Annotated in this window: 14 protein-coding genes and 1 pseudogene; 7 read left to right on the forward strand and 8 right to left on the reverse strand. The window is 38.4% G+C overall.

Annotated features, from left to right (window positions below):
* The first annotated feature begins 296 nt into the window (after positions 1-296).
* A complete protein-coding gene (locus BWI92_RS28805; RefSeq protein WP_095160618.1) occupies positions 297-527 on the forward strand; it encodes a response regulator in 231 nt (76 codons plus the stop codon).
* A 179-nt stretch (positions 528-706) separates the two neighbouring features.
* Positions 707-1054 carry a LytTR family DNA-binding domain-containing protein gene (locus tag BWI92_RS02820; protein ID WP_095160619.1) on the forward strand — a complete coding sequence of 116 codons (348 nt, stop codon included), beginning with the start codon at positions 707-709 and terminating at the stop codon, positions 1052-1054.
* Between the two features lie 107 nt (positions 1055-1161).
* On the opposite strand, the gene BWI92_RS02825 is transcribed toward BWI92_RS02820, so the two are convergent.
* Positions 1162-2574, reverse strand: coding sequence for a rhodanese-like domain-containing protein (locus tag BWI92_RS02825; RefSeq protein ID WP_095160620.1), 1413 nt, complete (start codon positions 2572-2574; stop codon positions 1162-1164).
* Positions 2575-2906: 332 nt separating this feature from the next.
* Positions 2907-6881, reverse strand: coding sequence for a hybrid sensor histidine kinase/response regulator transcription factor (locus BWI92_RS02830; RefSeq protein ID WP_229362648.1), 3975 nt, complete (start codon positions 6879-6881; stop codon positions 2907-2909).
* A 248-nt stretch (positions 6882-7129) separates the two neighbouring features.
* Here BWI92_RS02830 and BWI92_RS02835 point away from each other — a divergent pair, with 248 nt between their 5' ends.
* From BWI92_RS02835 to BWI92_RS02845, 3 genes are read left to right on the forward strand one after another with little or no spacing between them, the layout of a single operon-like run.
* Positions 7130-10126, forward strand: coding sequence for a SusC/RagA family TonB-linked outer membrane protein (locus tag BWI92_RS02835; RefSeq protein ID WP_229362651.1), 2997 nt, complete (start codon positions 7130-7132; stop codon positions 10124-10126).
* A gap of 22 nt (positions 10127-10148) precedes the next feature.
* Positions 10149-11876 (forward strand): RagB/SusD family nutrient uptake outer membrane protein, encoded by a 1728-nt coding sequence (locus BWI92_RS02840; RefSeq protein ID WP_176464343.1) that lies wholly within the window; start codon positions 10149-10151, stop codon positions 11874-11876.
* Between the two features lie 12 nt (positions 11877-11888).
* On the forward strand, positions 11889-14894 hold the full coding sequence (locus BWI92_RS02845; RefSeq protein ID WP_095160623.1) for a PA14 domain-containing protein: 3006 nt from the start codon (positions 11889-11891) through the stop codon (positions 14892-14894).
* 205 nt (positions 14895-15099) lie between these two features.
* Here BWI92_RS02845 and BWI92_RS02850 read toward each other — a convergent pair whose 3' ends face one another.
* Positions 15100-15903: an enoyl-CoA hydratase/isomerase family protein gene (locus BWI92_RS02850; RefSeq protein ID WP_095160624.1), complete on the reverse strand. Its 804-nt coding sequence runs from the start codon at positions 15901-15903 to the stop codon at positions 15100-15102.
* A 110-nt stretch (positions 15904-16013) separates the two neighbouring features.
* Between BWI92_RS02850 and BWI92_RS02855 the strand changes: the two genes are divergently transcribed.
* On the forward strand, positions 16014-16346 hold the full coding sequence (locus BWI92_RS02855) for a helix-turn-helix domain-containing protein (protein WP_095160625.1): 333 nt from the start codon (positions 16014-16016) through the stop codon (positions 16344-16346).
* 5 nt (positions 16347-16351) lie between these two features.
* Here the strand turns inward: BWI92_RS02855 and BWI92_RS02860 are convergent, their stop codons facing one another.
* The 3 genes from BWI92_RS02860 to BWI92_RS02870 are packed head-to-tail and all read right to left on the reverse strand — an operon-like array spanning position 16352 to position 19046.
* Positions 16352-17248 (reverse strand): AraC family transcriptional regulator, encoded by an 897-nt coding sequence (locus BWI92_RS02860; protein WP_095160626.1) that lies wholly within the window; start codon positions 17246-17248, stop codon positions 16352-16354.
* A gap of 54 nt (positions 17249-17302) precedes the next feature.
* The gene (locus BWI92_RS02865) at positions 17303-18169 is read right to left on the reverse strand and encodes an alpha/beta fold hydrolase (RefSeq protein ID WP_095160627.1); all 867 of its coding nucleotides are present in this window, start codon (positions 18167-18169) and stop codon (positions 17303-17305) included.
* A 52-nt stretch (positions 18170-18221) separates the two neighbouring features.
* Positions 18222-19046 (reverse strand): oxidoreductase, encoded by an 825-nt coding sequence (locus tag BWI92_RS02870; RefSeq protein ID WP_095160628.1) that lies wholly within the window; start codon positions 19044-19046, stop codon positions 18222-18224.
* 185 nt (positions 19047-19231) lie between these two features.
* Here BWI92_RS02870 and BWI92_RS02875 point away from each other — a divergent pair, with 185 nt between their 5' ends.
* Positions 19232-20149, forward strand: a complete 918-nt coding sequence (locus BWI92_RS02875) for an AraC family transcriptional regulator (protein ID WP_095160629.1) — start codon at positions 19232-19234, stop codon at positions 20147-20149.
* 231 nt (positions 20150-20380) lie between these two features.
* Here the strand turns inward: BWI92_RS02875 and BWI92_RS02880 are convergent, their stop codons facing one another.
* Positions 20381-21286, reverse strand: coding sequence for an alpha/beta fold hydrolase (locus BWI92_RS02880; RefSeq protein ID WP_095160630.1), 906 nt, complete (start codon positions 21284-21286; stop codon positions 20381-20383).
* Positions 21287-21326: 40 nt separating this feature from the next.
* A pseudogene (locus tag BWI92_RS02885) lies at positions 21327-22147 on the reverse strand (alpha/beta fold hydrolase).
* Positions 22148-22155: the final 8 nt, after the last annotated feature.

A 22155-nucleotide genomic window follows, 5' to 3' on the forward strand; every position in this document is an offset into this window, starting at 1 on the left:
AGGCAATAGGCAATAGGCAATAGGCAATAGGCAATAGGCAATAGGCAATAGGCAATAGGCAATAGGCAATAGGCAATAGGCAATTAGAAAAAAAAATCGACCCCAACCTTATCTACTCGGTTTTTACAAACTTTTTTTGCTTTTTTTGCTTTTTTTTCAAAAAAAACTAACCCCTATCCCCTCACCCCTGAACCCTAAAAAAAACACTTTGTGCCTCTGTGCCTTTACCCCTGTTCACTAACCCCTAAACCCTAACCCCTAACCACTAAACCCTATATCCCTAAAACACCCAAAAAATGAGCATCATAAAAAGTATAATCATAGACGACGAACCCAAAGCACGGGTACTACTCAACGCAATAATTGAGCAATATTGCCCTGAAGTCCGTGTAGAGGCATTATGTAATGACTTACCGTCTGGCATCAAAGCCATCAAAAAGCATAAACCTGATCTAATTTTCTTAGACATAGAAATGCCAGGACACAGTGGACTAGAATTATTAGATTTTTTGACGAGGAAGAAGTAAACTTTGGTATCATTTTCACTACGGCTTACAACGAATATGCCCTTCAAGCATTTAAGTTTTCAGCGATTGATTATCTTCTTAAACCTATTCAGCACACCCAACTGATAGAGGCAGTTGAAAGATTTAGTCGCAAAAAGGAACAATCGCAAAATCAGCAACTAAAAGCTCTACAAAGTAATTTGAATGTTTCAAAATCTTGGGAAGAAAAAAGAATCGTTGTACCCAATGGACAAAACTACAAGCTTTTGAGTCCATCAGATATCTTGATGGTAAAAGGCGAAGGTTCTTACAGTGAATTGTATTTACAAGATGGAAGCAGAATTTTGGCTAGTAGAAATCTAAAGCATTTTGAAGAAATACTTTCTCATATTCCTTATTTTTTCAGAACACATAAATCCTATCTTGTCAATTTGCAAACAGTAGTAGAATTTGTCAAAAGTGATGGAGGCTATTTGAATATCAAAGGCGGATTGGTGGCTGGAATCTCTCCTGAAAAAGTAGACGAGTTTTGGGAAAGACTCAAATAATTAAATGAGCTGTGAATGAATGGGTAGAGACGCAAGACGCAAAGCATTGCGTCTCTACAGGTAAAACATAACATAATCACTCAATCACAACTCGCTAATTCAATCAATTACAAAAGTGTACTAGGACAAACATAGTCTGTGAGTTTCAATTTATTCGTTGCTTTGATGGCACTAAAACCACCCGATACGTCTACCAAATTTTCAAAACCTCTCGCTTTCAAGATAGAAATAGCAATCATTGAACGGTAACCGCCTGCACAGTGTACATAAGTAGTGGCATCACGGTCGATACTTGCCATATAATTGTTTAAAAAATCTAAAGGCGCATTTTCTATACCAATCACATGTTCAGAATCATACTCGCTTTTACGACGTACATCTATAGCTTTGTGCGTATTATCTTTACTAAATTTATCCACAAAATCTTCTGCCGAAATTGTAGCTACCGTATCTACCTCACGACCGTCGGCAGCCCAAGCTTCGAAGCCTCCTTTCAGATATCCTATACAATTGTCATAACCTACTCTTGACAAACGCAACACGGCCTCCTCCTCTTTTCCTTCCTCTGTAATCAACAAAATAGGTTGTTGTAAATCGGTAATCAATGTACCTACCCACGAAGCAAACTGACCTTCAAGACCAATATTAATGGCATTAGGAATAAACCCTTTAGCAAAATCTTTGGCAGCACGAACATCCAACACAAGGGCATTTTCTTCGTTACTTGCCGCTTCAAATGCCGCAGGACTAAGCGCTTGTGTTCCTTTGGCTATTACCTCATCGACGTTGGCATAACCTATTTTGTTCATTACGGCATTTTTAGGAAAATACTGAGGTGGCGTTACTAATCCTGTAAGTACCTCTTTGACAAATTGCTCTTTTGACTTGGCCTGTAAAGCATAGTTAAAACGCTTTTGGTTGCCCAATTTATCGGTTGTTTCCTTACTCATGTTTTTACCACATGCCGAACCCGCTCCATGTCCAGGATATACGATAACATCATCGGGCAAAGTCAAAATTTTGTTTTGAAGACTTTCATATAATAACCCAGCCAAATCTTCTTGTGTAAGATCAGATTTTACGGCTAAGTCAGGACGACCTACATCTCCAATAAAAAGTGTATCGCCAGAGAAGATGGCATTCTCCTTACCGTTTTCATCAATCAGCAAAAAGGTAGAAGACTCCATCGTATGACCTGGGGTATGCAATACCTTGATTTTGATATTACCCACTTTAAACTCTTCGCCATCCTCTGCAATGTATGCTGGATAAGCAGGTTGAGCAGTCGGTCCAAATACAATGGTAGCACCAGTTTTGTTAGAAAGGTCGATATGTCCCGAAACAAAATCGGCATGAAAGTGCGTTTCGAAAACGTATTTGATTTGCGCATTATCTTTCTCAGCACGCTCGATATACGGTTTTGATTCGCGAAGTGGGTCAATGATGGCAACCTCTCCTGCTGATTCGATATAGTACGCTGCTTCAGCTAAACATCCTGTATAAATTTGTTCTACTTTCATGACTTTCAGTTGGTTAAAAAATGTTTTCCTGATTGAAATTTGATAGAACAAAATTAGTCTAGTCCTCTACGCTCTTCTGTAACATTCCTCACAAAGACTCGGTGATAAATGTCAGTGGAAAAAATGATGGAAAGGGTTATTTTTGATATAAAGATTTAGGTAGTATTGGAAAAATACAGAGAGTAGCTTGTGTCATATCAACCCCTATTTTATAAAAACTTAGAAATTTTTTATAATTTATCCACCAGAACAAAAAACATAACTATCTCATTTTCAATAAAAACCCCAAAAAACACAAGCCCAACTCAATACAAGTACTGTCATTTTAAGCCTTATTGCATATTCTCACTTTGAAGTTTACTCACATAGGCAGAAGGGGTAATCCCAAACTGTTTTTGAAAGTCTCTCGAAAAATTGGTAGGGATATTATAGCCCACCATGTCTGCAATCTCGTTGATTTTATATTTGTTTTCTGCCAATAACTCTGCTGCTTTTTTCAGTCGAGATAAATTGATTAACTCATTTGGCTTTAAGTCTGATATTCCTTTAATTTTTCGGTAAAGCGTAGGTCGGCTCATGTTCATTAGAGAGGAAAGCAAATCTACATCCAGATTACTATCTGCAATGCGTTCGGCAATAATAGCGTGGAGCTGTTCCAAAAACTGCTTATCGGCTGTTGAAAAAGCAATACCTTTGATATGCGTCAGCGGTGAGCGTGCAAAGTATTCCTTAATAATATTTCGGTTATTAATCAGGTTTGTAATTTGTGCCGCTAGGTGTTCTAGCGAAAAAGGTTTTTCGATATAGGCATCTGCCCCTACTTCCAAACCTTCTATTCTGGAATTAATCGAACTTTTTGCCGTTAAAAATATAATCGGGATGTGGCTGAATTGCACATCTGTTTTTATTTTTTTACAAAGCTCGATACCATCCATTACAGGCATCATAATATCACTAATAACCAAATGAACATTTTCCTGCTCTAATATTTCAATGGCCTGTACGCCATCCAAAGCACGCATAACATGATAAGATGCACTTAGCTCGCGACTCAAGTAGTTAAGAATTTCGACATTATCCTCCACAATCAAAATCACAGGTTTGCCTGTATCGTCGGCATCGATGACTTCGTTACTGAATATCTCGGTTTGAGCATCTTCTTGATTACCCTTCAAATCCATCTCGTAGTCTTGATGAATAGGAAGCGACAACAGAAAAGTATTTTGTTGCTCATTACGCAGATGAACTTCAACCTTTCCTTTGTGCAATTCGGCAAGCGAACGCGCCAACGGAAGCCCTATGCCTGTTCCTTCTTGCTTTTGATTGACTTTTAGTCGAAAGAAAGGTTCGAAGATTTTTTCTTTACTTTCATGATCAATAATAAAACCGTCATTGGTAAACTCAATGTGAAAAAGTAAATCATCGCTACTAAATGGCAGGAGCTTTACTTTCACCGAAGTGTCGGCATATTTAACAGCATTATTGATTAGATTGCTAATAATCTTTTTACATGCCTCGATATCGACATAGGCATGTAGGGTTATTCTAGGCAGCTCAATTTTATAGTTTAGTTTTTTCTGTTCTGCTGCTGGCTTGAAGATCGTAAACACCTCATTGAGTAACTCGTTGATGTCGGTTTTGGTGAAATTCAAACTAAAGTTATTTGCTTCTGCTTTTCGGAAATCTAATAATTGATTAGTAAGGTCGATGAGGCGATTGGTATTCTTTTTAATCATGTTCAAATTATCAAATGTTTCTGGATTGGTATTCTTATCAGATAGTAGTTTATCTAATGGCATTTTGATTAATGTTAAAGGTGTTTTGATTTCGTGGGCAACATTCGTAAAAAAGTCAATTTTGGCATTATAAATTTCTCGTTCTTTACCAATCTGGATAGTCTCTATTTCTCTTTTATTTTTTTCGCTAATTGCTAAGTGATAGTACCTAAATAGCACAACGGCAATTGTACAGAATAGAACAAAATATGACACATAAGCCCAGCCAGAAGCCCACCAAGGTGGCATAATGTCGATACTGAGTTTTGTTTCTTGGATACTCCAAACATTATCGTTGTTCGCTCCTTTAATCCTTAACACATAATGACCAGGTTGGAGTTTGGAAAAAGATATTTTACGCTGACTCGACAAGCTATACCACTGGTTATCTAAGCCCTGCATTTGATACTGAAAACTATTCATTTTGGGAATAACATAACTGAGTAGCGCTACATCAAAACTCAGGTTGGAGCGGTCGTAGGGAAGTTTAATTTTATCAGTATAAATGGGTGATTGGGTAATTGATGCTTCCTTATCGGCTATACTTAATTCTTTACCGTTGGCTCTAATACCAGTGATATACACGGCAGGAATATAGGTGTTTTTGATAAAAGATTCGGGTTTGAAGCTAATCATCCCAGCTACTGTACCAAAAAACAAGGTGCCATCTGCGCTCTTGTAAGAAGAATTATAATTGAACTGTTCGCTAGGAAGCCCATTTGCTTCTGTATAATTGGAGAATTTATCTGTTTTTAGGTTGAGCATGGACAAGCCTCTGGATGTAGAGACCCAACAGTTTCCTTTATCATCCTCCACCACTCTAAAAACCTGATTATCTAATAGTCCATCCTCGATACGATAGTTTTTAAATTTCCCTAAAATTGGGTTGTATCTCGAAAGCCCATGTTCGGTACAAAACCAAAAATCGCCATTTTTACTCTGGAAAAGGCTGTTAACATAGTTATCAAGTAGTCCATTTTTGTTACCTGCCACGTATTGAATTCTGCCTTTTTTGTTGGTGATAGGATTATAATAAAAGACGCCGTTCCCATAACTAGAAGCCCAAAGTGTACCTTGTGCGTCTTGATGAATACTCTGGATTTGAGTATTAAAGAACTCCATTCTTGTAAAATCGTCGGTATCTCGATTGTATTTATACAAACCAGACCATGTACCTACCAAAATATCTCCCTCTCGAGTTCTGTACAGTGTGACAATAAAATTACTCCCAAATGATCGAGGGGATTCTCTCGAATAATGCCGAATAACTTTATTGGTTTTCAAATCCATTACATCGAGTCCATGCTCATAGGTACCTATCCATAGGCGGTCGCCATCGGCTACTAAGCCATGCAAATTTCGGTAGGTAATACTTCCTTTTTTACCATCAGGTAGGAAAGATTTGATTTTACCTGTTTTCAAATCTAGTTGATTGAGCCCAGCATCTTCTGTACCAATCCAGAGTTTGCCGTACTGGTCCATACAAATTTCGTGAATCAGACTTCCGCTGATACTATTGTTAGGTAAAGGAAAATACTTTTTGAAACGATTGAATTCGGAAGAATAGTAATTTACACCTCCAAACTGAGTGCTAAGCCATATACCATCTTCTTTATCCTTGAAAATCCGGTTGACAATATTATCGGAAATGGAATAGGGATTATATTTTTCTTTTTGGATATGTTTAAACTGAAGTTTTTTGAGGTCTAAAATAAAAAGCCCTGATTCTGTACCAAGCCACAACTTACCATTATTCTGCAAGATGGAATAAACATGAATGCCATCTTTTTGAGCGGCATTTTTAGAAATATCAACAACTTTTCCAGCCTTATAATTGTATAACCATAGTTTTTTCATGTTTCCGACCAACAAGGTTGTATCTGAAACTGTATGAAGAATCATATCGGTGAATATCTCTTTCCCTCCTGTTAATTTTGAAAAATCATACGAGGTAAAATCTCCTTTTTGAGCATTGTAATGGCTAATCGTGCCATTACCACTAGCAATCCAAACTTTCCGTGCCTCTGAAACATGAATAGAGACGGTATAACCTGCCCAACCAAAGGTCTGAACTTTACCTGTTTTTTGATTATACCGATACAATTGATGATCAGCGATAACCCAAATACCCCCGTTATAATCGCCTCTCAACATCCGAACCTCGCCTGGAGGAATCAATTTGAAAGCCGTAAATCGCTCTGTAAGAGGGTTGTAAATGTATATACCCTTATGTGTTCCTATCCATAGTTTTTCATCTTTAGCCTCATATATAGACGATATCGCATCATCGCCAAGGCTAGTAGAGTCACCATGTTTGTTTCTGAAGATTTTGAATGTATTTCCGTCAAATCGATTCAACCCATTACGACTGGCAATCCAAATAAAACCCCTTTTATCTTGAATAATATCACGAGTGGCATTGCCCGACAACCCATCTGAAACCTTATAGCTTTTGAAATAATACCGAACATCCTGCCCTGCACAAGCCATACTAAAGAGTAAACCACAAATCGTAATGAGAAGATTTTTCACCTAATTCTTTCTAAATAATGATAGTATTAAAGTATGCTTGTGAAGCAACTTTTGTAAATATATCCCTATGTAATTACTATTTTTTCACAAAAATAAACATTGAGACAGATTGATTTTAAATTGAGACTCAGCGATTATTCCATTAATAAATTAAGCAGGAACTTCGTAAAAAATTTTAATTATATCCAATTTATTAATCAAATAGTAACAATAATGGATTCTAAAAATCCATCTAAACAACCATTTTGATGAAAAAAAACTTGTACAAATTGGCACAAGGTACGAAAAAGCTTTTGCAAAGCGGACTATCTCCAAAGACAGCCTTTGCAGTGCTTTTCAGTATGCTTGTAGCTATATCTGGAGCCGCTCTGGCTCAGAAAAACACCTCTATTTCTGGTAAAATTATGGACAAACAAGGTACTTTACCGGGTGTTTCGATACTTGAGAAAGGTACTAGCAATGGAACGAGAAGTGATGGTAATGGAAAATTTACCTTAACACTTTCTTCTGATGCAAAAATATTAATCATTTCTCACGTAGGGTATCTCACCAAAGAAGTCGATGTAAAAAACAAATCTTTGGTTGAAATTACACTAGAAGAAGACCAAAAAACCTTAGAGGAAGTAGTCGTAATCGGTTATGGTTCATTGAACAAAAGAGAGGTTTCAAGTGCTATTACACACTTAGGTTCGAAGGATTTATTACGTGTGGGTGGCAATAACCCATTGATGGCTATCCAAGGAAAAGTAGCAGGGCTTTCGGTAACCAACACAGCCAGTGCAGACCCTAACTCTTCACCTAGTATTCAGCTCCGTGGAGCATCTTCACGTAGTGCAGGTCTTGGACCATTGTTTGTCGTAAACGGTATCCCCGGAGGAAATATCGACAACATCAATCAAAACGAGATTGAATCTATCGACGTACTAAAAGGCGGTGCGGCATCTGCAATCTATGGAACACGTGGTAGTAATGGGGTTATTGTAATCACTACGAAAAAAGGCTCTGCCGAACCTCGTTTGTTTTATGATAGCTATGTCACTTTTGATTATCTAGCCAATGAATTGAAGGTACTTTCTAAAGACCAGTTCCTTGCGAATAAACGTGGTGTAGATTTTGGTGGAAATACCAACTGGATGAAAGAAGTAAGTCGTGCGCCTTCTTTCTCTCAAAAGCATACCTTACAATTTTCTGGTGGAAACGGTCAAACGAACTACTTCACTTCCTTAGACTTTAGAGATGCTGAAGGAATTGACTTACGTTCAGCAAAAAGAGAATACGGCGGTCGTGTTAACATCAACCATACTTCAGCTAACAACTTGGTGGCTTTGACTTTTAGTGCAGCACCACGCTATGCCAAAACAAGTGGAGCAGACTACAGCGGATTTAACTATGCTTTAACCCTAAACCCAACGTTATCAGTTAAGGATGTTGCGGGCAAATACAACTATATTACTTCTGGATTTTTTGCCAACAACCCTGTAGAAATTGCCAAGAATATTTTGGCTGACCAAGAGTTTAAGTTGTTGGATTTCAATGGTTCTGCCAAGTTGAATATTCTTCAAAACTTAAACACTAGTGTAACTTTTGGAGAAGTAAGTTCTTCGTATCGTAATATGAACTTTACACCATCTACTATTACACCAGTAATCAATGGTAGTGGTCGTAATACAGCTTCACAATCGTTGGATGAATATGACCAGAAAAGTGTGGAATGGTTAGGCAATTACTTCTTAGACATCAAAAAACATTCTGTTAAACTACTCGCTGGATATTCATACCAATATTTTACGGCATCAGGTTTTAGCGCTAGCAACGAGAAGTTCCCATCAAATGTACTTACTTACAATGCATTAGGAACAGGTCTTTGGAACTTAGAAAAAGGAATCAACAACGTAGGCTCATACAGAAATAGCTCTAAATTGATTGCCTTCTTTGGTCGTTTGAATTATGATTTTGATCAAAAATATTACTTATCAGTAAGTCTTCGTAAAGAAGGTTCTTCGAAATTTGGCTACGATAACAAATGGGGTTACTTCCCTGCGGCTTCTGCTGCATGGCACCTAACGCAAGAAAACTTCATGAAGGGTGTTTCTTGGTTGAATGAATTAAAGCTACGTGCCGATTATGGTGAAACAGGTAACCAAGATTTTGGCAATTACTTATCCCTTGATACCTATGGTAGTTATGGTTATTATCCGTTCAATGGTACTTCTTACCAAGTATGGGGACCAAGCCAAAACACCAACTACAACTTACGTTGGGAAAAGGCTATCAACTTCAATGCTGGTCTTGACTTTGCACTATTGGATAATAAAATCAGCGGTAGCATAAACTACTACGTGCGTACTAACAAGGATTTGTTGGGTTCTTACAACGTACCGAACCCTCCGAATATTCAGGGAAGTACCTTCGCCAACGTAGGTACTATGAGAAACACAGGGGTTGAATTACAATTAAGTGCCGCTGTGGTAAATAAAGGAGACTTTAGCTACAACCTTAGCTTGACAGGTGCATACAATGATAACAAATTTGTATCCTTCTCTAGCGACTTGTTCAAAGGACAAACTTATATCGACGTAGTAGGAATGCCAGCACCGGGCAGCCCAGGTACTCTTCAACGTTTGCAAGAAGATAGACGCATTGGTAGTTTCTATGCACTCAAATCAGCAGGAGTAAATGAGAGTGGCGCATTATTGGTGTACAACAAAAACGGCGATATCATCCCAGCAAATCAAGCTAACAACGACGACAAACAATTTATAGGAAACGGTCTTCCTAAATTCACGACAGGTATTTCAAACAATTTCAAATACAAAAATTGGGATTTGAGTATCTTCCTTCGTGGGGCATTTGGTTATCAGTTATTTAATACTTATGCTTTCTACTTGGGTACGCCTGCTACACAAGAAAATGCAAATGTTCTTGCTTCAGCTTACGATGGCGGTAAATACTCAAAACTTACCAGTACCTCAACTTACTCGTCACTTTCAGATTATTTCTTGGAACCGGGTGGGTTCTTGAAAGTGGACAATATTACCTTAAGTTATACTCAGCCTTTGAAAGTTAAGTTTATGAAATCGGCACGTATCTATGCTACAACTAGAAATTTGGCTACGTTCACGAAATACACTGGTGGCGACCCAGACTTAGTACAAGTTAACGGTTTGTATCCGGGTGTCAACAGTTCATTAAACTACTACCCTTCTACAACCCAATTGTTGATGGGCTTACAACTTACTTTTTAATTTCCTGATTAAAACTCAAAACATGAAAAAGAATATTATTTCAAAATACTTACTTCGGTTTTCTATCTGTATGCTGCTATCAATGACGATAGGCTGTACTAATCTGGACGAAGAGCTATACGACAGGATTACTTCAGAAAACTTTCTCCAAACACGTGACGACGTAATCCGAGATTTCTTACGTCCATTTGAACACAGTTATTGGAGTATTCAAGGTGGCAATACATTCATGCTACAAGAAAATAGTTCAGACGAAATGATGACGCCAAACCGCCAAGGTGACTGGTTTGATGGCGGTCAGTTCCAGCGCGTGCATTACCACACTTGGACGCCAAACGACGGTTTCACTAGCGACCCTTGGAATGCCCTTTATGGTGGTGTAACACTAGCAACAAACTCCATTGAAGACTTGGAGGGAATTTCAGACCCAGCTAGATTCAACATGACACGTGCTGAAGTAGATGGAATGATTGCCGAACTAAAGGTACTTCGCGCATGGTTAAATCTTCGTTTGTTAGATTTTTACAGAAATATCATAATCGTTACCAAAGTAAAAGGACAAAGTGCTGGTGGCTTACAAGTACCTCCTCAGGAAGCTTTCAATTTCATTGAAAAAGAACTGAAAGATGCCATTCCACAACTTTCTACCAATACCACTTTGGGTAATAACGTAGCTGGACGTTGGACAAAAGGCGGTGCTGCAGCATTATTAGTAAGATTGTATCTAAATGCTAAGGTATACACGGGCACAGATCGCTTTGCTGATTGTGCTAAAGTATCTCAGGATATTATTAATGGCGTGTATGGTGGCTATGAATTAGAAAGCCGTTGGGATGCTCCTTTTGACTATACTAACCCTACTTCTAAAGAAACAATCTTCGGTTTTCCGGGAAGTTTCAGCTTAACACACTGGCAGTATGATGGTGGTATGTATTTCTGGATGTTACCTAACCTTGCTCCTAGCTATTTTGGATTTACTGATTTTGGTAATGCCAACCCTAAATATGCGATGCAACCAGGTCTTGATGTAGATGGAGTTGAATATAGTCATACACTAGGAAAACCATTTGTGAAGTTCCAAAAATACAAGGATGACTTACGTTTGAAAAAATATAAAAATCTTGGAAATAGCAAGCGTGAAGGTATGTTCTTGTATGGTTATTTACCTTATGTCAACTCATCTGGTAAGCAGGATACTGTTAGAGGTTTCAAAGGTCCATACCCTCTTTACATAAGAGACCAAGTTGGTAAATTCCTTGATGCAAAACCAGGAACTGTAATTGCCGACAAAGTTTCAAATATGAACAATGCCGATAACAACTCTGGAATTTTCCCTGTGAAGTATCCATACTACCCAAGTAGCGACGCCAACAAAATCTCTTCAGCTTATGCAGAAGTTCGTTATGCTGAAATTTACTACTCTTTAGCAGAATGTAAATACAGAGCTGGTGACAAAGCAGGTGCAGCAGCACTCTTGAATGCCGTACGTAAGCGTAACTACCCAGAAGGTTCACCAAGTTTATATAGCGCTAGTGGTAACGAACTTACAGACCGCGAAATGCTTGACGAATGGATGCGTGAATTCTTGGCAGAAGGTAGAAGAAGAACAGACTTAGTACGTTGGGGTGTATTCAGTACTGGTATTTGGTGGGATAAAAATCCTGATAAAGATAACCATACAGACATCTTCCCAATCGGACAAAATGTATTGAACGCTTCTCCACAATTAAAGCAAAACCCTGGTTACTAAAAATAATTTTTAATGAAATCTTACAAGCCCTTGGCTGTGCTAAGTACCGCATTTTTATGTGCGGTATTTGGTACAGCCAGTCTTGGTTCAGGCAGTACTTCTACTGGCTTTAAACCATCCCCAAAACAAACTATCGCCCCCAATCCACGTCCTCGTGAAGCTTGGGTTTTACGCTCTGTACTTGATTCAAAACCTAGAATTTTAAGTATTGCCTTACACAATAATCTTTGGCTTGCTTACAATACTAAAACAGCTTCATTGTACAAAGCTTGGTCTGGAAAAATCAATTTCAATGGCCCAGTTTACACTTCTTCGCATGGCCCACAACCCATTTCAACGGGTATTACCTATATGGAGGAAACCGACGAAAACCCATGGCACATCGAAGTAAACGGTAAACAAATTATACCCGAAGTTAACTACAAAGGTCATACTATTCTGAACAATCAGGTTATCCTGAAATACGAATTAGCCTATCAAGGTCAGAAAATTTTAGTAGAAGAAAAACCAGAATTTTTTGAGGTAGGAAATGGCAAAGCGGGTTACGAACGTGTATTTACAGTAAAAAATATACCCACTGATGCTAAAGTATCTGTAAATATGCACTTGGCTTCGATGCTGGCTACCACTGATTATTCAACAGATGGGAAATTTACAATAAGTAATCAACGTGATGAGCAAAGCCAAAATCAGGCTTTTAAAGCAATTGATGGAAAACTGACGTTAAACAATACGGGTAAAACTACCTTTTCTATTCACCTAACACCAAAACCTGAACAACCTCTAGCTACGCAAACGATGAGCAGATCTGAAATGATTGCGAATCTTTTTGCCAAAAGTGATTGTAATACCTGTCATAATCAGGACGTAAAAACGGTGGGGCCATCGTACAAAGCCATCGCTGAACGTTACGAAAACAATGAGCAAAACCGCAATACGCTTATTGCCAAGGTAATCAAAGGCGGAGCTGGAAATTGGGGACAAATCCCGATGTCGCCACACCCTACTCTAAAAAAGGAAGATGCTGACGCAATGGTTTCTTACATCATGAGTCTCGATGCAGCCAAAGAAAGAGAACAAGCTGCGAGTAAACTGATGCCAAGACCTGCCTATAAGATTATTCTCAAAGCAGAAAAACCAAACCAATCCGCTAAAACCGAAAAACAAGGTATCGCCATCAACGTGTATCAATTTGCCAATGCAATTGGTGAAGTCCCTGAAGTAAATGATGAAATGTTGCCTGTAAAATCTGGTTCTATCAATGCTTTGCACTTAGATGAACAAGATTTTGGTGACTTGAAAGATAACTTTGCCATTTATGCCAGCGGTTTTATCAACATCAAGAAAACAACCAATATTGACTTTAGATTAGTTTGTGATGATGGCGGTAAACTCTTTATTGATAACAAACTCATTATCGATAATGGTGTAAATCACGGTTTGCAACCTACCGACGGCGAAATTATTTTAAAACCAGGTAAGCATCCTTTCAGATTAGAATATTACCAAGGTTTGTACGGTAAAGGGCTTTCCTTGCAATGGCGACCTTACGGTAGCAAGGCTTTTGTAGTAGTACCGCCTTCTGTGTTTACTTATAAAGAATCTGCCATAAAAAATACAGGACAAACAGCGATTAAGGTTCAGAAAAATGATATTCCGGGTGACCAATCACCATTAGTTGCGGTGCATCCAAGCTTTACTTTATCGCAGGCAAGACCAGACAATTTTCAGCCCAAAGTAGGTGGAATGGATTTTCTATCTGATGGTAGAATGGTCGTGAGTACTTGGGATTCTCTGGGTTCTGTATATATTATTGACGGACGAAAAGCGGCTTCTCCAAGTGATATCCAAGTGAAGCGTATCGCTTATGGGCTTGCCGAACCTTTGGGTTTGAAAGTGGTGGATGATGAAATTTACATCATGCAAAAGCAAGAACTCACCAAACTAGTTGACTTAAATAAAGACGAGCTAATTGATGAGTACCAAACCATTTGCAATGGCTGGAAAGTCTCGGCCAACTTCCATGAATTTGCTTTTGGACTAGTTTATAAAGATGGCTATTTCTACGGAACACTCGCTACAGCCATCAATCCGGGTGGTGCAAGTACCAAACCACAAATTCCTGACCGTGGAAAAGCCATCAAAATTTCAAAGAAAGATGGTTCATTCTCGTTTGTAGCTTCGGGTTTAAGAACGCCTAACGGCATAGGTTTAGGCGTAGATAATGAAATTTTTATCGCTGATAATCAAGGAGACTGGTTACCTGCCAACAAAATTGTTCATTTACAAGAAGGTGCTTGGTATGGTTCTCGTTCGGTAGATTTTGAAGGTACTGCCAATCGTCAAGAAACACTGCCTGTGGTGTGGCTTACACAAGACGAAATTGGTAATTCGCCAAGCCAGCCAGCCAAACTTAATATAGGCCCTTATCAGAATCAAATGATTCACGGAGATGTAACCCACGGAGGAATCAAAAGAGTATTTGCCGAAAAAATAAACGGTACGTATCAAGGTGCAGTATTTAGATTTACGCAAGGTTTAGAAGCTGGTGTAAATCGCCTTGTGTGGAGTCCAGACGGCGCATTGTATATTGGTGGTGTGGGTTCAACAGGCAACTGGGGGCACGCTGGTAAATTTAGTTATGGTTTACAAAAAATGACCTTCAATAATAAAGTAACTTTTGAAATGCTGGCAGTATGTGCCAAATCGGATGGCGTAGAAATTGAATTTACAGAACCATTGAAAGAAGGTGTTGGCGAAAAAGCGTCAGACTATGACATTCGTCAATGGTGGTTTAAGCCAACTGGCGATTATGGTGGTCCAAAATTGGATAATGAAAGCTTACCTGTAAAATCAGTAAGTGTATCTGCCGACCGCAAGAAAGTAACATTACAACTAGCTGGTATGAAAAGTAAACACGTTGTTTATATCCACTTAAACAGAAAAACGATTGTTAGTCAAAATGGCAATAATCTGTGGAGTACGGAAGCTTGGTACAACATGAATGTTTTACCATAATGAAGAATAAGATGTAATCGAACATGAGTCATCCCTAATTTTAAAATTGAGATTATTTACCAAGTTTTCACTCAGCATAAGACGCAATCATTTTGTATTTACTGATAGAATATAAATTGTAAAATAATCGCTCATTTAGACAATCACTAAATTAGGGATGGCTCATATTTTTGCATAAAGCCCAATAATGCAATAACCTTTCACCTTACAAATACCTACCTAAATTCAATTCGGCATCGCTGTTCTGTTGCAACCCCTTAGCAAACAGGTTTTTCATTCTAATAGCCGCCTCTGGTTGTGCCAAGGCTTCAAAAAAGCGAGTTTGGGTATCCATAATCTGTTCATTTTTAGGATTTACCGCTCTTTCATTGATGATTGATTTGATTTCTGCAATTACTTTTTTATCAAACGACGCAATACGTTGAGCCAAATTTTCTACAAAAGCATCTAATTCGTCGTCGGCAATAGCACGGTTTACCCAGCCATAAGCGGCGGCAGTTTCGGCATCGAAATCACTTCCACTCAAAATAATTTCTAATGCTTTTGCTTTGCCAGTCAGTAAATATAATCGTTCCATTCCGCCACCACCTGGGAAGATACTGAAGCCAATTTCGGGCTGACCAAAAATCGCTTTTTCTTTACTCGCAAATCGCATATCCATTGCCTGTGCAAATTCGCTACCCAATCCTCTGGCACGACCTCTAATAGAAGCAATACTTACAAATGGAGCTTGTTCAAAACGTTTGGCAATGTCTGGCCAAGATTTTGAAAGTCCTGTTTTTCCAGCTCCTTTCGGGAAGCCCGTTGCTTTTAACACGTCTAAATGAGCAATAAAAAAGTCGGGATTGGCACTTTCAAAAACTACGACTTTTAGGTTTTCAGCGGCTTCAAACTCATCTATCAGGACGATTAATTCTTCTGACATTTCAGGGCCAAAAAGATTGATTGGCGGATTGTCTATAATTACTTTCCAGTAACTATCGCTTACTTTTTGTGTTGTTAAAATCATGGTATTACGTTTTTATTTGCAAAACAAAATCCATTACTTTACTTTTGCAAGTAGTTACTAATATGTGAAGTAATAACAAAAAGTAAACTAATATTGATAATCATCTACTTATGTCTGAAAAAAAATGTAATTATATTGAATGTCCTATTACCAGAACTGCGGATGTCATCGGTGGTAAGTGGACTTTACCCATTATTTTTGCTTTGATATACGAAACCAAACGTTTTAAAGAGTTGGAAAGAAGTATCGAGGGCATCAATACTCGTATGCTCGTGAAAGAACTCAAGCAATTAGAAGACAATGGGCTTGTTACGAGAAAAGTCTATGCCGAAGTTCCTCCGCGTGTCGAGTACTCGTTGACTGATAAAGGAAAAGCCTTAAAAAACGTACTTATCGAAATGCGAGAATGGGGTAATCAGTACCTCTCATTATCGACCACATAGTTAAATTAATTGAGATTAAAACTCATTTTTCTAAATTCAACAGGCGTCATTCCTGTCTGCTTTTTGAATAAGCGGGTAAAATAAGATGGACTTTCAAAGCCCAATTCATAAGCTATTTCGGCTACGCCTTGCTCTGCAATTTGTAAAAGATTTTTAGCTTCTGAAATAAGCGAAATATGAATTAACTCCATAGCGGTTTTGCCCGTTTCTTGTTTCAGTAAGTCACTTAAATAGCGTGGAGAAAGATACAGTTGCTCCGCCAGTTTGTTGACGGAGGGTAGCCCATTTGCTTGCAACTCTCCACTTTTAAAATATGCTTTTAATAAATCTGTAAACTTCGTAGCAGTTTTGCCCGTTACCTCTGCCCTATTGATAAACTGCCTTTTGTAATACCGTTGAGCATACATGAGTACCGACGCTACATGACTCAGAATAATCTCACGGCTGTACTCGTCGGTATTATTGAGATATTCGCCTTTTATTTTGTTGTGAAGTTCCCACATAATCGCTTCTTCTTTGGGCGAAAGGTGTAAAGCTTCGTTTGTTTCATAGTCAAAATAACCGTATTTCTCAATACTCTGATGCAATTCGTGTCCATTCAAATAATCCTCATGAATCAATAACATAAAACCTTTTTCCTCAAATTGCAGGTTTTTCATTTCGATAATCTGCCGAGGTTTTATAAATATCATCGAGCCATTGGTATGATCGTAAGGGGTACGACCATACAGAATTACGCCCGATTTTATCTTTTTAAAACCAATCATATAACAATCGCTTGTAAATTCTCGGTCGCCCAATGGACAGCCCGACTGGCAACCAACTACACTGAAAAGTGGGTGCTCGGGCATTGCCCAGCCATTGCCACGATGCAATTCGCTAAGGGTTTTGTAGTGTTTCATGGTATTTTTCGAAACAAAAAATCTAACGTATTTAACTATACGAAAAACTCTTCTTTAAGCTTGCTGAAGGAACAAATTGATGTAAGCACTCACAAACGTTGGATATTGATGCTGAGGACCATGTCCAGTTTCATGCAAAATAAGATGCTGGATGGTAGGGGCATTTTTCAATAAGGGAAACCAGTTTTCCACGGCAAAACTTATATCATTATCACCCGAAACCACAAAGACTGGTGTTTGTAGAGTTTTATAACGTTCCCTTAAATTGAGCTTGTCTTCTCTAAAAGCTATCGAGCCCGCAAAGTATCGTTGCAGAATGTCCTGAGTGGCAGGGATGAGACTGCGGTCTAAACGTTGGGCAATACGTTCGTGCGAAGCTTGAGCCAATTGTTTGCTTTTTTCAGAAGATGGTTCAAAAAACAATACATATTCGTCCTCTAAATCGTTGGTAGGCTTCAAGGCTTTTTCAAAAAAGATAGGCTGAATTGGAATTTCAGTATTTCCTGGAGGGTTTGTTCCTACCAAAACCGTTTTCAGCACTCGGTCAGGATACTGAAACATAAGACTTTGAGTAACCAAACCTCCATACGACCAACCCAATACATTAAACTGTTGAATGTCCAAATAATCAAGGAGTTGGATAATTTCTTTGGCTACATCAATGGTATTTAAAGGAAGTTCGCCTTCCGAAAGAGCAATACCCGAATAGTCGAAAATCGTAACTGTATTTTGAGACGCTAATCCGTCTAAAAAAAGTGGATCCCAAGTGTCTAAAACACCTCTAAATCTGTTCACTAAAACAAGGTGTTCACCAGTACCAAACTGACGATATGCTCTTTTTTTACCACCAATTGTGGCAAATTGAGTTGCTGCGGTTAATGCTAAAGATTCTTTTTCGAGAAATTCTTGTGCATTTTTCATGTGAGTTATTTTCTAAATTGTTAAATGATTTGACAGGTTGAGTGAATCAATATTAATGTCCGTGAGCGGCAATACTTACCTCTTTCCAAGCTTCAATTTCTTCAAGGCGATTTTTATAAACTTGATTCACAACATAGTAAGCGATTTTTCCTAACAGTAATCTTTGTGGTGGATTTTCACTGTTGACTACTTTCAAAATGGCTTCTACGGTAGCTTCTGGTTTTCCCCAAGTCGCTGGATTTTCGCCAGAGGCTGCAAAGGCTGCACGTACTGGTGCGTAGTCTTCGATACTGTCGGTAGTTTGGATAGCCGAAGCACCTGCCCATTCTGTGGCAAAACCGTTTGGTTCGATGAGTGTAAATTTGATTCCTAAATGAGCTACTTCCGAGGCAATGGTTTCGCTAAGTCCTTCTACAGCAAATTTTGATGCGTTGTACAAACCTAACATTGGCAAAGTAGTAAGTCCTAAAAAGCTGGATACTTGAATAATATGTCCACTTTTTTGCTGACGCATAATGGGCAAAACTGCTTGAGTCACCCACAAAAGTCCAAAGAAATTCGTTTCCATTTGGTCTCTGGCTTGTTGCTCGGTCGTTTCTTCTACTGTACCGAATAAACCATAACCAGCATTATTGATTAAAATATCAATGCCTCCAAAATGGGTAGCTACTTGACTCACAGCGTTGATTACATCTTGGCGGTTGTTTACGTCTAATTGTACGGGTAAAATATTATCGCCATAGGTACTTACAAGGTCTTCTAAAGCAGCGATGTTGCGGGCCGTTGCGGCAACTTTATCGCCACGTTTCAAAAATGCTTCTGCCCAAAGTTTACCAAATCCTCTTGATGCGCCTGTAATAAAAATTGTCTTGCTCATGATGTTGTTCGTTTTTTGTTTATTTTGATATGACAAAGTTAATTAGCCCCCTTAGCTGACGACTAACCCATTTCAGCGGAAGAATAGCACAGAAATACGAAAGTGAAAGTGTCCTCAGAAAAAGCTTCGTTTCCTTATAATTTATTATCTTGTAGACTCATTTCTTATCTCTACTTACAACAGCCATGGACAAACTGATCCATTATAAAAGCGTTTCAGAGTTACACGAAAAAAGTGGCTATCCACCTCCTGCCAATCCTTTAATCAGCCTTATGACTTGTAAAGAACTGATGAGTTATTCGTTGGGAGAATCAAGATTTACAGGGGATTTTTATATGATTGCCCTGAAAAAAATTAAATCAGGCTACATTTTGTATGGCAAAACCAAGTACGACCACGAGAGTGGTTCAATGGTTTTTATGAAACCACGTCAAATTATTGAAGTAAGTAATGTACAATTTGCCGAAAAAGGTTTTGTGATTTTTGTGCATGAAGATTACCTATCGGGGCATACGCTTCACAACCTCATAAAGCAGTATGGTTATTTTGAATATGAAATCAATGAAGCCTTACATATTTCGCCTGCCGAAGAAAAGATTATGTGGGAGCTTTATGATAAAATCAGAACCGAATACGACCAAAATCAAGATGAATTTAGTCAAGAAATCATCCTTTCTCATATAGATTCCATGCTAAAATACTCGGATAGATTCTATAAAAGACAGTTTATCGACCGTAGTAGTAACGTATCTGGCACCACCGTCAAGAAGTTTCAAGATATCCTCAATACTTATTTTCAGAAAGGCTTTCATAAAGATAGCGGACTCCCTACGGTCAATTACCTTGCTAATGAGCTGTTTCTCTCCTCAAGATATTTGAGTGATGTATTAAAGCAAGAAACTGGTATGACAGCACTCGAGCATATTCATATTTACTTGATTAAAGAAGCGAAAAATCTTTTATTAAGTGCTAACGCAAATATTTCCCAAATTGCCTACGAACTAGGCTTTGAAAGTCCCTCCTATTTTACAAGATTGTTTAAAAAAGTAGTTGGACAGACACCCGGTCAATACAAGGAGCATCATATAGCAGTAGCCAAGTAAACCACTCGTAATATCAAATTATAAAGCTTTTGCTTTTCTTAAAAGTATATCTGAGCGCAGCATTACCTTGTAAAATATAAAAAACTCGACGGAAATATTCTGTCGAGTTTTTTATATTCTACGCTTAACTTTTTACCCTTCAAATAACATAGATTGGATTCAAAATGTATTTCGAGCTTTTTACCAAAAGTGAAACTTCTGCTTACATTGCTTTTGTACTGAGTTAAACTTTTACTGTTTGGCAAACTTTTCAAGTTCGGTATTGAATTTTTCTGACTCTTCTACGAATAAGGCATGGCCACTGTTTTCGAAGCGAATGATGCGGGAGTTTTTAATGCCTTTATTCAATTCATTGGCAAATTCAAATGAACATAATTTGTCTTGTGTGCCATGAAAAATCGCCACTGGAATGCTGATTTTAGGTAGTTGTGGACGTAAATCAAGGTTTAAAAGGGCTTTTATTGACTCCGTGATGGCATAAGGTGAAGCTTCTAAATTGATGTTTTCTAACCATTTTTCTACATTTTTAGAAATATTTCCTTCTTTGGCAGGAAATGCAGCGCCAAAGCCTGCAATTAAATCTTGTCTGGCGGTCATAGTTTGCAAAACCAATCCGTTGCCATCAGCTTCCGAAATTCCAAACGGAGATCCTTCTCTCTGTCTCCACGAGGGTGCTGCCGCACCAAATAGTGCCAATTTGCTAATATGAGCCGCATTATACTTGGTTACATAGTGAATAACGACCGCACCACCCATCGAAAAACCGCCCAAAACCGCATTTTCTATTTTTAGCTTTTCTAAAACTACCTTAATATCGTCCGAAAAAACATCGAAATCATAACGTCCATACGGTTTGTCTGACTTTCCGAAACCACGTAGTGTAATACCAATGACTCTAAAACCTTTACGACTCAAATATTGGTATTGGTACTCATACATTTCGTCGCTCAGTGGCCATCCATGAATTAATACAATTGGTTGACCTTCGCCTAGATCGGTTACATGAAGTTTTACATTTTTTTCTACTTCTATGTACTCTAATCTACCTGCCGAAGCGGGTTTTCTATTGCTTTGTGAAAAAACGACATTTGTAAATAGAAAAACTAAAATTGCTATTGCTAAAATTGACTTTTTCATTGTATGTGGTATTTAAGAGTTTGCGATATTGATTGGATAATTATTGATTAATGAATGTTAAAATATCGTTATTAATGGTTGCGGCCTCGGTTGTTGGCATACCGTGAGAGAAACCTGGATATAAAATAAGCGTACCGTTTTGTAGCAATTCGTGTGCTTTTACCGCCGTGGTAGCATAAGGCACAATTTGGTCATCTTCGCCGTGCAATACCAACACTGGAATGCTTACGCTTTTTAAATCTTCGGTAAAATCGGTTTCAGAAAATACTTTCACACAATCATACTGAGCCTTAATGCCACCCATCATGCCTTGTCTCCACCAATTATCTTGGATTCCTTTTTTACATCGGCACCTTCTCGGTTATATCCAAAAAACGGAATAGTAATGTCTTGGTAAAACTGAGCTCTGTTGTGCTGTGTATTGTAACGGATGTCGTCAAAAACTGCTAATGGCACTCCATCTGGATTTCTTTCATCAGCAATCATATATGGTGTAATGGCACTGATTAAAACCACTTTGGCTACCCTGTCTTTGCCGTATTTTGCGGCATATCTAATGGCCTCTCCACCGCCTGTTGAGTGTCCAACGTGTATGGCATTTTTGAGGTCGAGATGAGCAGTAAGTTCGGCTACGTCGGCTGCGTACGTATCCATGTCGTTGCCTTGGTAAGTTTGGGTAGAGCGACCATGTCCACGGCGGTCGTGTGCAATTACTCTAAATCCTTTTTCGAGGAAAAACATCATTTGGGCATCCCAATCGTCTGATGATAACGGCCACCCGTGGTGAAAGAAAATGGGTTGACCTTGTCCTAAATCTTTGTAGTAAATTTCTGTTCCGTCTTTAACTGTTAACTTGTTCATTTTTTTAT

Origin of the sequence: Flectobacillus sp. BAB-3569 (assembly GCF_002270355.1) — a bacterium.
GTDB lineage: Bacteria > Bacteroidota > Bacteroidia > Cytophagales > Spirosomataceae > Flectobacillus > Flectobacillus roseus.

Excerpts from the sequence above, each read along its gene's own strand:
- BWI92_RS28805 (WP_095160618.1), top strand. The coding sequence starts at position 297 with ATGAGCATCATAAAAAGTATAATCATAGACGACGAACCCAAAGCACGG.
- BWI92_RS02825 (WP_095160620.1), bottom strand. The coding sequence starts at position 2,574 with ATGAAAGTAGAACAAATTTATACAGGATGTTTAGCTGAAGCAGCGTAC.
- BWI92_RS02835 (WP_229362651.1), top strand. The coding sequence starts at position 7,130 with ATGAAAAAAAACTTGTACAAATTGGCACAAGGTACGAAAAAGCTTTTG.
- BWI92_RS02840 (WP_176464343.1), top strand. The coding sequence starts at position 10,149 with ATGAAAAAGAATATTATTTCAAAATACTTACTTCGGTTTTCTATCTGT.
- BWI92_RS02845 (WP_095160623.1), top strand. The coding sequence starts at position 11,889 with ATGAAATCTTACAAGCCCTTGGCTGTGCTAAGTACCGCATTTTTATGT.
- BWI92_RS02850 (WP_095160624.1), bottom strand. The coding sequence starts at position 15,903 with ATGATTTTAACAACACAAAAAGTAAGCGATAGTTACTGGAAAGTAATT.
- BWI92_RS02855 (WP_095160625.1), top strand. The coding sequence starts at position 16,014 with ATGTCTGAAAAAAAATGTAATTATATTGAATGTCCTATTACCAGAACT.
- BWI92_RS02860 (WP_095160626.1), bottom strand. The coding sequence starts at position 17,248 with ATGAAACACTACAAAACCCTTAGCGAATTGCATCGTGGCAATGGCTGG.
- BWI92_RS02865 (WP_095160627.1), bottom strand. The coding sequence starts at position 18,169 with ATGAAAAATGCACAAGAATTTCTCGAAAAAGAATCTTTAGCATTAACC.
- BWI92_RS02870 (WP_095160628.1), bottom strand. The coding sequence starts at position 19,046 with ATGAGCAAGACAATTTTTATTACAGGCGCATCAAGAGGATTTGGTAAA.
- BWI92_RS02875 (WP_095160629.1), top strand. The coding sequence starts at position 19,232 with ATGGACAAACTGATCCATTATAAAAGCGTTTCAGAGTTACACGAAAAA.
- BWI92_RS02880 (WP_095160630.1), bottom strand. The coding sequence starts at position 21,286 with ATGAAAAAGTCAATTTTAGCAATAGCAATTTTAGTTTTTCTATTTACA.